Source organism: Aquificaceae bacterium, assembly GCA_037722135.1.
Classification (GTDB): domain Bacteria; phylum Aquificota; class Aquificia; order Aquificales; family Aquificaceae; genus Pampinifervens; species Pampinifervens sericum.
Map to the genome: position 1 here is coordinate 1 of JBBKAW010000022.1, position 10,016 is coordinate 10,016.

The following is a 10,016-nucleotide window of genomic DNA, read 5'->3' on the forward strand; positions in this document are numbered from 1 at the left end:
CTTCGGCCACTCGGTCACCTCTCCTTACAATAATATTATAATATCTCTCCACCATGAAAGTTGCCAGCATAGATGTAGGCTCATACTCTATAAGGCTCAGTGTAGCAGAAGTTAATGCAGGTTTAGAGCTTATCCACGAAGAGGGAAAAATAACAGCCTTGGCAACAGACCTAAAGGATAGTGGTCTCCTAAGGCAGGACAGGATAGAAGAGAGCCTTGAGGTTATAAGGGAGTTTTTCCAGAAGGCAAAGGAACTTGGAGCGGAACGCATAAAGATAGTGGGGACGGAAGCACTAAGGAGGGCAAAAAACGCAGGGGAATTTTTAGAAAGATTAAAAGCTCTCACAGGGCTTGAACTGAGGGTTATAACCCCTGAGGAGGAAGGAAGGTATGCCTTTCTATCTGTAGCCTATTCTCTTAGACCCTCTGGAAGGTTTTGTATCATAGACCAAGGGGGTGGGTCTACGGAGTTTGTGTGTGGTAGAGGCTTTCAAATAGAGAGCATAAGGTCTTTTCCCTTTGGAATTGTAAACCTCACAGAAGAGTTTATCCACAGCGACCCACCAAAAAACTACGAGCTTGAGTCTCTGAAAAACTTCCTTGACGAGCATATAAGAGAAGTAGTCCAGCCTTGCGATGAGCTTGTGGGTCTTGGTGGCACTATAACCACCATAACCGCCATTGAATACGGTATATATCCCTACAGAGGTAAGGATATTCATGGAAAGGAGCTTTCCTTAGATAGGCTCATGTTTTGGCTTGAGACACTAAGCTCTATGAAGGAAAGGGATCGCATTGCCAATTTTCCCCATATAGAGCCAAAGAGGGCAAAGGTGATAATTCCTGGGCTTGTGATATTCTACAGGAGCATGGTGCTTTTTGGCAAAAACAAAATAAAAATAAGCGACTGGGGGCTAAAGGAAGGTCTCCTCGTGGAGGAGCTTTTGGAAAAGGACAACACAAGTGGCAAGCTATAGGGAGTTCCATGGTAAGAATAAAACTCTGCGGTTTTACAAGAAAAGAGGACATAAAAAAAGCGGTAAGCCTAAGGGTGGATTACTTAGGCATAATACTCTATTCCAAAAGTCCAAGGTATGTGGAGATGGATAGGGCTGTGAAACTTCTTGAGGCTGTAAAGGGTCCTAAAAGTGTGGCGGTTATGGTAAACCCTACCCTGGAGGAGGCAAAGGAGGCTTTAGAGATGGGCTTTGAGCTTATTCAACTTCACGGAGAGGAAAGCCTGGACTTTGCCATGGAAATTGGCATAGAAAGGGTTATAAAAGCCTTTAGGAGCTGTCCGGGGCTCAAGGTCCAAGAGGAGTGGAAAGAGGCACATGCGGTGCTTCTTGATGCTTGCTCAGCATCTTACGGTGGAAGTGGCAAAAGGTCTGATTGGAGCATTGCAAAGGAGCTCGTGGAAAGAGGCTTTAGGGTAATTCTCGCAGGTGGTTTGAATTCTGAAAGTGTTAGGGAAGCTATAAAAACTGTAAAACCCTTCGGTGTTGATGTCTCTTCTGGTATAGAGATAAGCCCTGGCATAAAAGACCATAAAAAAATGGAGGAGTTTGTCCATGCAGTTAAGAACGCACTTGGAGATTGACACAAGCCTTAGCGGTGAGATTATTGAACTTTCTGAAGGCTCTGCGGTGCTTAAGCTAAAGACAGACCGTAGGATGGTGGCGGACGAGAAGGGTCTCGTGCATGGAGGCTTTATCTTTTCTCTTGCGGACTTTTGTGCCATGGCAACGGTAAACGAGCCAACGGTGGTATTGGCACAGGCAACTATAAAGTTTTTAAAGCCGGTGGTAGTAGGAGATGAGCTAATCGCAGAGGGAAGGCTTACAAAGGCAGAGGGTAAAAAGCGATGGGTTCTTGTGGAGGTTAAAAGAGGAGAAGAGAAGGTGGCAGAGGGAGAGTTCCTCTGCGTAGTTCCGGAAAAGCACGTGCTATCTTAGTATGCAAACATTCCCATCTGCCTTGCAAGCTCTTTAAGTCTTGCAATTCTCTTCTCTGTGGATGGGTGTGTGGAGAAAAGCTCCCATATACCTTGACCAGAGAGAGGATTCTCTATGAAAAGGTGAGCGGTTCCTTGGTTAACCTCCGCTGGAATTTGGTGCACATAGTTGTGTATCTTCTCAAGAGCACTGGCGAGGGCAAGAGGGTCTCCAGAAATCCTTGCACCAGTCTCATCCGCCATATATTCCCTTGAACGAGATATAGCCATTTGGATAATTGTGGCTATTATGGGTGTTATGATTATCATAGCTATGCTTGCTATAAGAGAAAGGGGGTTGTTGTTATTCTCGCCTTCTCTGGAGTGTCCCAATAGGAGAGCCCATTGTAGCATGCTTACAAGGTAAGATATGGCACCAGCTATGGTAGCCGCCATAGTGGCAACCAACACGTCTCTGTTCTTTATGTGTGCAATCTCGTGAGCGAGCACACCTCTTAGTTCCCTTTCGTTCAAAAGCCTGAGTATGCCAGAAGTGACCGCCACCGCACCGTTAGAAGGTCCTCTTCCTGTAGCAAAGGCGTTGGGCTGTTCCATTGGAACAAGGTATACTTTAGGCTTTGGTATATTTGCTCTCTGGGCAAGCTCCTCTACCATTCTGTGAAGCCATGGAGCCTCCTCGTATGGTATTTCCCTTGCACCATACATAGCGAGCACTATCTTGTCAGAAAACCAGTAGGCGATGAAGTTCATAATGCCTGCCAGCAAAAGAGCTATGGTCATTCCAACCTTACCACCAATTAGATTGCCTACAAACAGGAAAAGACCAGTCAAAACTCCAAGCAGTATAACACTCCTTATCGCGTAGCTCATTTCCCTTTCCTTTTCCAGACAGCCCTAATAAGGCTGACTGGGCTGGGGTATTTATATCCCGCCTTTTTTAGGCATGGACTGCCCCAGCAGGCGGTTTTAGTCCATGCCATATATGTTATTAAATATACACACAATACGGTGAACGGTCAATCATAAATGACAAAGCTCAGACTTGATTTTGAGAAAATATGGTTTATATTTTAAGGGGTAAATGCTAAGGTAGCAATGATAGATAGAGTAGAAGAAAGGCTTGACCTTGGAAGTTTTGATGAAAAGTTTTATGCTATAGTTGGAAGAGGGGACGAAAACCTCAAGTATTTTTCACAACTCTTTGATGTAAAGATATCTGCAAGAGGAACGGAAATATTCATAAGGGGGGAAGAAGACAAAGTCCGTGCGGTATACGAGTTTCTAAAGGATATAATAAGGGAGCTAAGAACCTCTACGCTGACTCCTCAGGAAGTAAAGGAGAGAGCTAAAAACTACGTTCGGCTAAAGCTTGAAAAGGAAGAAGCTCCAAAAGAAGAAATAATACTCATAACCCACAGGAAAAAAGCCATAATGCCCAAGACCCATACTCAAAGCATATACGTGGATGCCATAAAAAACAACGATATAGTCTTTGGCATTGGACCTGCAGGGACAGGTAAAACCTATCTTGCTATGGCGATGGCACTGGCACACCTAAAGGCGAACAAGGTTAGCAAGATAATACTTACCAGACCTGCGGTAGAGGCTGGAGAAAAGCTTGGTTTTCTGCCCGGTGGTATAGCGGAAAAGGTAGACCCATACCTTAGACCCCTTTATGATGCCCTCTATGACATGGTAGATTACGATAAAGCGGTTTATATGCTCGAGAGGAACATAATAGAGATAGCACCTCTTGCCTTTATGAGAGGAAGGACCCTTAACGATGCCTTTATAATCTTGGACGAAGCACAAAACTCTACAAAAGAGCAGATGAAGATGTTTCTCACACGCATAGGCTTTGGCTCAAAGGCAGTTATAACAGGTGATATAACGCAGATAGACCTTCCTAAAAGGGAGCAATCGGGTTTAGTAGAAGCCATAAAGGTTTTGCAAGGTATAGAAGGTATTAGCTTTGTGTGGTTTAAGGACGAGGATGTGGTTAGACATCCTATAGTTGCAAGGATAATAAAAGCCTATGAAGAGTTTGAAAGAGCAAAGGAAAAACAAAGTCTTGATAAGGAAGGAGAAGGGAAAGGTAAGGATTAGATGGGTTAGAGATATAGTTGGCAAGCTGTTAGATATTCAAGGCTTGGAAGGTATAGAGCTAAGTATATACCTAACAGATGATGAGACTATAAGACTTCTAAACAAAAACTTTAGAGGCAAGGACAAGGCTACGGACGTCCTTTCTTTTATATACGATGAGCAGGTAGGCGGATACAAACTTCTTGGCGAGATAGTCATATCTATAGACACTGCTAAAAGGCAAGCAAAAGAGTTAGGGCACAGCCTTGAAGAAGAGATAAAAAGGCTTTTGGTGCACGGCTTTGTGCATCTGTTGGGCTATGACCATGAGCTTGGAGAAGAGGAAGAGAAGCATTTTATGGAATTGGAAAAAAGGCTTATAGAAAGTCTTTCAAGCAGTTTATAATCCTATCCTATGCCTAACTATGTTTTGCTCCTTTCCTTTGTAGGGACAAACTTTCATGGATGGCAGGTTCAACCTAATTTGAGGACTGTCCAAGGAGTGTTAAAAGAAGCCTTGGAGAAGATATTCCAGCACCCAATCAAACTAACAGGCTGTTGTAGGACCGACGCTGGCGTGCATGCCATAGAGTATGTGGCTAATTTTCCATCAGAGAAGCTTTTTGACACGGAAACCCTTCTAAAGGCTTTAAATTCACTATTACCGGAGGACGTAGGCATAAAAAAGGTATGGATACAAGAAGGCTTTAATGCTCGTTATCATGTAAAGGGTAAGGTTTACCTGTATAGAATTCTAAACACGCATGCGAGAGACCCTTTTCTTGAACCCTTCTGCTGGAGAATTCCCTACAAACTTGACTTTGAAAGGATGGCATCCATAGTTGGTCTTTTTCAAGGACTTCATGACTTTTCCGCCTTTGCTAAACTTGAAGAAGAAAAGGAAACTCGCATACACATTCAAGAAGCAAGTCTAATACGAAAGGGAGACCTTATAGAGTTTAGAATAAAGGCAAGAAACTTCCTCAGGTATATGGTTAGAAGAATTGTGGGAAGTCTTGTATATGTGGGACTTGGAAAACTTGAACCAAAGGACATAGAAGAGTTCTTAAGTGGAAAGGGCAAGTGCCCCTACACTGCAAAGGCTAAGGGACTTACCCTTGAGAAGGTATTACTTTAGGGACACCTGCTTGCATCGTGTGGTGGATTATCCAGTATATCAAGAAAGGCTTCAAAGGGTCCCATGTTTTTCATGGCGACACCTCTCGGTCCTTCAAACTTGAGCCGTCCTAACATCATTGCCCTCATAGGTCCATATTCTTTCCTCCCCATCTCTAACCACCTTTTTGTCTCCGCATACATAAGAAAGTCATCCTTGCCCCTTTTGTCCTTTGCAGGTCCTCCGTAAACGCAAACCGCCTTACCTCCTTCATTTTTTATTGTGAGTTGTATTTGCTTGGTATCTCCGCAGTCTTCCCTATAAAGGAATATCTTCCTCTCGGGAACTGCAACCCAGCTTTCACTTTTTCCCAATTGCTCGAAAAGCTGTGGCGTTTTATTCCATGCTTCACACAGTGCCTTTGCATACTCTCCGTCCATAAAAAAAGTTTGTTATTTTTCAATAAAACATATGAATGTGTTTATATGCTTATTCCACTATCTCTGTCCCTATACCTTCTTCAGTGAAGACCTCTAAAAGTATGGAATGAGGAACTCTACCATCAATTATGTGGACTTTTCTAACACCAGATTGCAGTGCCTTTATAGCACTCTTTATCTTTGGTAGCATGCCTCCTTTTATAACGCCTTGCTGTATAAGCTCGTAAACCTTGTCCTTGTTAAGTGTTGGTATGAGCTTTCCTTGGGCGTCTTTTACACCTTCTGTGTCTGTTAGAAAGATGAGCTTTTCCGCCTTGAGTGCTTTTGCAACCTCTGAAGCCACCAAGTCCGCATTTATGTTGTAAGCCTCTCCCCTTTCACCTACACCTATAGGAGCTATAACTGGTATATAACCCTTTTCCATAAGTGCATGGAGTAGCTCTGTGTTTACACTTTCCACTTCACCCACAAAGCCTATATCTTCCTCTGGCACTTCAAGACCGAGCTCTGTGAAGTATTTTTCCTTATCCAATTTCTTAGCCCTTATAAGTTGCCCATCTCTGCCAGAGAGACCCACCGCGTATATATTCTGACCGCTATGCATGTTTATAAGCGCCACTATGTCCTTGTTTATATCACCGGATAAAACCATTTCAACTATATGAATGGTGTCTTCGTCAGTCCTTCTCATTCCGCCAACAAAATGAGCTTTTACCCCAAACCTCTCAAGGGTTTGGCTTATTTGAGGACCACCTCCATGAACCACCACAACCCTTATACCCACATACCTCAGAAGCACCACATCTCTTGCAAAACTCTCTCTTAGGCTTTCCTCTGTCATAGCCGAGCCACCATACTTTATAACAAAGGTCTTTCCATAAAACTCCCTTATGTAAGGTAGAGCGGACTGCAAAGTCTTAGCCTTTTCTATATACTGCTCTATCATGCGTAATATTTTGCCACCTTCTGAAAAAGAAGGTGCTGTCTTTTTAGACTGCTAAGAAAGTTGTCAAGAGGATAGTTAGTTATCAAAAGCTCGTCTCCTTCTCTAAGATAGTTTCTTCCATAGTTTGTCATGCCATACTTTAGCTTCCATTCCAGCAAGTAAAAGTTTTTATACAGTTCCCTTATGTATGGGCTGTTGTCGTAAGTTATCATAACCTTGTGTTTACAATCCTTTATGAGCTCTGCAAGTCTTTCATGGTTAAAGCTAACGTGAAGAGTGCCTCTCTTCCCATACAGCTTAGAAGATTGTGCGGAAAAGTAAGGTGGGTCAAGAAATACAAATACATCTTCTCCTTTCGCTGTAAGAAGCTCTTCGTAATCACCCCAAACCACTTCAACTTTCTTCAAAACTCTGCTAACTTCAAAAAGCCTTTCAATAGAGCTTTCTGTAAATCGCTTCCTAAAAGCGGACTCTGAATAACCTCCACAATCCACCGTTCCAGAGAAGGTTATTCTGTTAAGCACATAAAAATCAACTGCACGTTCAAAACAGCTATTTAGCCTTTCTCTTCGTCCCATAAGCTCATCAAAGAGCCTTCTACCATCAAGAAAAGAGGATTTTATAAGCCTGATTTCCTTTATGAGCTTTTCTGGTATTTCCTTAAGCGTTTTCCAAAAGCAATACAAGTCATAGTTTATATCACCCATTATGTATTTCGCATCTGGCTTTATCTGAGCAAAATACAAAGTCATGCTTGCTCCACCACACATAGGCTCTCTAAATTCCCTAAAGTTAGGCACGAATTTGGATAAGAAATTTACCGCTTTTGACTTGCCTCCGGGGTATCTAAGAGGGGATTTAACCAACCGCATGGTAGTAAATCCTAAAATCATTAATAGATGCTTCTTCCAATAAACCCTCATAAAACTCTTTATACCTACCATTTAACTTCTTTACAGCCTCTTCTAAACTTATAGGTGCATCTTTCTTTTCTGTAGTGAGTTTCAAAGCTACTGAAAATGGAAATTGATTACCGTTAACTTCTAACTTGCTTATACTTTTATATAGCATAACTTTCAGCAAAGCATCTTTAACATCTTCTATACTTGGAAAAATTTTGTTTTTTGAATGTTTACTTTCCATGAGAATAACTTCCTCTTTGGTTATTATTACCTCGTCTACAGTAAAATGATAAAGTCCTCCTAAGTAGTTAGCTATATCTATTTTAGCTTTTCTGTATTCAAGTTTTTCCTTAGGTTGTATAGTATTTACCTCTCTATGCTGAGCTTTCAATGCCTTGTTTCTGGAATATAGAACAAAGTCTTCCAAGTTCTTAGATATTTCTTCCCTATATCGCAATATACCTTTTTCATCGTGGAGCTCAACATTTAGTTTACGAAAAATGTTTCTATAACATTCTATAATTTTATCCACGATAGCATATAGGTTCTTGAACTCTTTTATATTCCAGTGTAGTGCATTATATCTATAGGCAGATAATTCAATTAACTTACTCCTTATATAATCTTCTTCAAATCTTTGATTTGTTAATTTAAACCCTTTTTTATCCGCAGCACAGTAATACGCTGGTATTATAAAAACATTTAATAAGCTTAGCAAAGAGATAGTATCCCATTGCAAAAAGTCCCTATCTCCATATTTACCCTCGTCCTTAACTACTGGTATTATAGCAACCTTTTTTGAAACATCTTGCGAGAGTATATCGTAAACCCTTGCATATGGATAACTTCTTGTTCTTTTTGGAGAAACCCATTTGCATACAGCCATGCTCTCACCATCTATTTCAGTAATAAATTTTATGTGCTTATTTACATCTAACCTTTCAAAAGCTATAGAATCTATACGTCCCCTCATTATCTGTTTATAAGAGAGACCACTTTCTATATAACCCGTTAGAACTATCATATAGCCTTCAAAACCTTCTCTAAATCCTCTACCTTTTCTACGTTAAAAACCCTCACATTTTGCACTGTCTGTTGGATGAGTTTAGAAAGCACATTCTTTGGTCCTATTTCCACAAAGGTGTCCACCCCCTGCTCTACCATATAAAGCACACTTTGAAACCACCTTACTGGTGAGAATATTTGCCTGTATAGGTTTTCTCTTATTTCAGGTGCCATTGTGTTGGCTTTTGCAGTGTAGTTTTGGACTATTGGTATGTTTATGTTCTTTATAGGAGTTTGAGCAAGCTTAAGCCTAAAGGCGTCCGCTGCAGGCTTCATCAAGGAGCAATGCGAAGGCACAGAAACCTTTAGAGGTATTACCTTACCACCCATCTGTTTGGCAATTTCACCCGCCTTTTCCACCGCAGTCTTTTCTCCAGATATCACTGTTTGCTCTGGAGAGTTGTAGTTGGCTGGTTCTACCACACCATACTCTTGTGCGAGCCTGCAGGCTTCTTCTACCTTCTCGGGTGGCAATTTTAAAACCGCATACATGGCACCCAATCCTTCTGGCACTGCTTCCTGCATGTATTTGCCTCTAAGGTTTGCAAGCCTGACCGCTTCAAAAAGCTCCACACCACCCGCTACCGCAAGTGCGGTATACTCTCCAAGCGAGTGTCCAGCCACAAAGTCTGGCTCTGGAAAACCCCTTGCCTTCATAGCTGCGTATATGGCAAGGCTTGTGGTAAGTATGGCAGGTTGGGTGTTTACGGTTCTGTTTAGTTCCTCCTCGGGTCCTTTAAAGATGATATCTGTAAGGTTGTATCTGAGGGCGGTCTCCGCACTATGAAAGACATCCGCAGACTCAGAAAACTCCCTATAAAAGTCATACCCCATACCCACATATTGAGAACCTTGTCCCGGAAAAACATAAGCTAACTTTCCCATGAGTTTTTTATTTTAACCTATATCTTTTAGCTTTTCCCTTATAAGCTCCCAGCTCCACCAGGTGGCTTCGTGGACGGGCATGGATTTTCCTATGTTTTCTTCCGTCCCTTCAACCCATACCACCTTTCCGTCAGTAAGCAGTTTGAAGTTTCTCGTCCTTGATGACCATCTCCAGAAGTTGTGAGGTCCTATGCCAAGGGCTTTTTTGAAAAGCTCAAGCTCATTGGGTAAAAGAGGTCTTCCTTGCATGCTTTAATTATAAACCCTCTTAGCCTACTCTAACTTGTTTTCTTTATTTCCCTTCCAATCTTTTCCTCTACGGATTTTACCTTGCTGAAAATTCTTCCAGACTTTCCTTCCCTGTAGTCTATCTTCATAGTTATGGATATGCGAGGACAGTCTTTTTTTAGAGCTTCAAAGCCCTCTTTCAAAACAGACATGACCTCATCCCATGTTTCTCCCTCTATTATGGTCCCCATAGGAGTAAGCACATAGGGCAGTCCAGACCTGTCTACTATATCCACAACCCTTGCCACATACTCGCTGACGCTTTCTCCTTTACCCAAAGGTGTCATACTCACAAAGACCAGCACACTCATGGCTTAAATATTTTATACTATTC

General features: G+C 41.9%; 14 protein-coding genes. 6 read left to right on the top strand and 8 right to left on the bottom strand.

What is annotated here, in order from left to right; all coding sequences use genetic code 11:
• Positions 1 to 53 precede the first annotated feature (53 nt).
• From WKI49_01560 to WKI49_01570, 3 genes are read left to right on the top strand one after another with little or no spacing between them, the layout of a single operon-like run.
• Positions 54 to 977 carry a Ppx/GppA phosphatase family protein gene (locus tag WKI49_01560; protein MEJ7621189.1) on the top strand — a complete coding sequence of 308 codons (924 nt, stop codon included), beginning with the start codon at positions 54 to 56 and terminating at the stop codon, positions 975 to 977.
• Positions 978 to 985: 8 nt separating this feature from the next.
• The gene (locus WKI49_01565) at positions 986 to 1,600 is read left to right on the top strand and encodes a phosphoribosylanthranilate isomerase (GenBank protein ID MEJ7621190.1); all 615 of its coding nucleotides are present in this window, start codon (positions 986 to 988) and stop codon (positions 1,598 to 1,600) included.
• Positions 1,572 to 1,955, top strand: a complete 384-nt coding sequence (locus tag WKI49_01570; GenBank protein ID MEJ7621191.1) for a hotdog domain-containing protein — start codon at positions 1,572 to 1,574, stop codon at positions 1,953 to 1,955. The genes WKI49_01565 and WKI49_01570 overlap by 29 nt, the downstream gene beginning before the upstream one ends.
• Here WKI49_01570 and htpX read toward each other — a convergent pair.
• Positions 1,952 to 2,824, bottom strand: coding sequence for a zinc metalloprotease HtpX (htpX, locus tag WKI49_01575; GenBank protein MEJ7621192.1), 873 nt, complete (start codon positions 2,822 to 2,824; stop codon positions 1,952 to 1,954). The genes WKI49_01570 and htpX overlap by 4 nt on opposite strands.
• Positions 2,825 to 3,049: 225 nt before the next feature.
• On the opposite strand from htpX, the gene WKI49_01580 reads away from it, so the two are divergent.
• Genes WKI49_01580 through truA form a run of 3 tightly spaced genes read left to right on the top strand, consistent with a single transcriptional unit; the run spans position 3,050 to position 5,177 of the window.
• A complete protein-coding gene (locus tag WKI49_01580) occupies positions 3,050 to 4,060 on the top strand; it encodes a PhoH family protein (GenBank protein MEJ7621193.1) in 1,011 nt (336 codons plus the stop codon).
• Entirely contained in the window at positions 4,026 to 4,445 is a 420-nt protein-coding gene (ybeY, locus tag WKI49_01585) for an rRNA maturation RNase YbeY (protein MEJ7621194.1), read from the top strand. The genes WKI49_01580 and ybeY overlap by 35 nt, the downstream gene beginning before the upstream one ends.
• A 9-nt stretch (positions 4,446 to 4,454) precedes the next feature.
• Entirely contained in the window at positions 4,455 to 5,177 is a 723-nt protein-coding gene (truA, locus tag WKI49_01590) for a tRNA pseudouridine(38-40) synthase TruA (protein ID MEJ7621195.1), read from the top strand.
• Here truA and WKI49_01595 read toward each other — a convergent pair.
• From WKI49_01595 to WKI49_01625, 7 genes are read right to left on the bottom strand one after another with little or no spacing between them, the layout of a single operon-like run.
• Positions 5,174 to 5,596: an SCP2 sterol-binding domain-containing protein gene (locus WKI49_01595; protein ID MEJ7621196.1), complete on the bottom strand. Its 423-nt coding sequence runs from the start codon at positions 5,594 to 5,596 to the stop codon at positions 5,174 to 5,176. The two genes, truA and WKI49_01595, sit on opposite strands and share 4 nt — an antisense overlap.
• 49 nt (positions 5,597 to 5,645) lie before the next feature.
• The gene (gene argB / locus WKI49_01600) at positions 5,646 to 6,539 is read right to left on the bottom strand and encodes an acetylglutamate kinase (protein MEJ7621197.1); all 894 of its coding nucleotides are present in this window, start codon (positions 6,537 to 6,539) and stop codon (positions 5,646 to 5,648) included.
• Entirely contained in the window at positions 6,539 to 7,465 is a 927-nt protein-coding gene (locus WKI49_01605; GenBank protein ID MEJ7621198.1) for a DNA adenine methylase, read from the bottom strand. Before WKI49_01605 ends, argB begins: the two co-directional genes overlap by 1 nt.
• Positions 7,401 to 8,468, bottom strand: a complete 1,068-nt coding sequence (locus tag WKI49_01610; protein MEJ7621199.1) for a hypothetical protein — start codon at positions 8,466 to 8,468, stop codon at positions 7,401 to 7,403. The genes WKI49_01605 and WKI49_01610 overlap by 65 nt, the downstream gene beginning before the upstream one ends.
• Entirely contained in the window at positions 8,465 to 9,394 is a 930-nt protein-coding gene (fabD, locus tag WKI49_01615; protein ID MEJ7621200.1) for an ACP S-malonyltransferase, read from the bottom strand. The genes WKI49_01610 and fabD overlap by 4 nt, the downstream gene beginning before the upstream one ends.
• A 12-nt stretch (positions 9,395 to 9,406) precedes the next feature.
• Positions 9,407 to 9,643, bottom strand: a complete 237-nt coding sequence (locus WKI49_01620) for a hypothetical protein (GenBank protein MEJ7621201.1) — start codon at positions 9,641 to 9,643, stop codon at positions 9,407 to 9,409.
• Positions 9,644 to 9,672: 29 nt separating this feature from the next.
• Positions 9,673 to 9,993, bottom strand: a complete 321-nt coding sequence (locus tag WKI49_01625) for an MTH1187 family thiamine-binding protein (GenBank protein ID MEJ7621202.1) — start codon at positions 9,991 to 9,993, stop codon at positions 9,673 to 9,675.
• Between the last annotated feature and the right edge of the window lie 23 nt (positions 9,994 to 10,016).

Excerpts from the sequence above, each read along its gene's own strand:
- WKI49_01570 (MEJ7621191.1), top strand. The coding sequence starts at position 1,572 with ATGCAGTTAAGAACGCACTTGGAGATTGACACAAGCCTTAGCGGTGAG.
- WKI49_01565 (MEJ7621190.1), top strand. The coding sequence starts at position 986 with ATGGTAAGAATAAAACTCTGCGGTTTTACAAGAAAAGAGGACATAAAA.
- WKI49_01580 (MEJ7621193.1), top strand. The coding sequence starts at position 3,050 with ATGATAGATAGAGTAGAAGAAAGGCTTGACCTTGGAAGTTTTGATGAA.
- WKI49_01620 (MEJ7621201.1), bottom strand. The coding sequence starts at position 9,643 with ATGCAAGGAAGACCTCTTTTACCCAATGAGCTTGAGCTTTTCAAAAAA.
- WKI49_01605 (MEJ7621198.1), bottom strand. The coding sequence starts at position 7,465 with ATGAGGGTTTATTGGAAGAAGCATCTATTAATGATTTTAGGATTTACT.
- truA (MEJ7621195.1), top strand. The coding sequence starts at position 4,455 with ATGCCTAACTATGTTTTGCTCCTTTCCTTTGTAGGGACAAACTTTCAT.
- WKI49_01625 (MEJ7621202.1), bottom strand. The coding sequence starts at position 9,993 with ATGAGTGTGCTGGTCTTTGTGAGTATGACACCTTTGGGTAAAGGAGAA.
- WKI49_01595 (MEJ7621196.1), bottom strand. The coding sequence starts at position 5,596 with ATGGACGGAGAGTATGCAAAGGCACTGTGTGAAGCATGGAATAAAACG.
- fabD (MEJ7621200.1), bottom strand. The coding sequence starts at position 9,394 with ATGGGAAAGTTAGCTTATGTTTTTCCGGGACAAGGTTCTCAATATGTG.
- WKI49_01560 (MEJ7621189.1), top strand. The coding sequence starts at position 54 with ATGAAAGTTGCCAGCATAGATGTAGGCTCATACTCTATAAGGCTCAGT.
- htpX (MEJ7621192.1), bottom strand. The coding sequence starts at position 2,824 with ATGAGCTACGCGATAAGGAGTGTTATACTGCTTGGAGTTTTGACTGGT.
- WKI49_01610 (MEJ7621199.1), bottom strand. The coding sequence starts at position 8,468 with ATGATAGTTCTAACGGGTTATATAGAAAGTGGTCTCTCTTATAAACAG.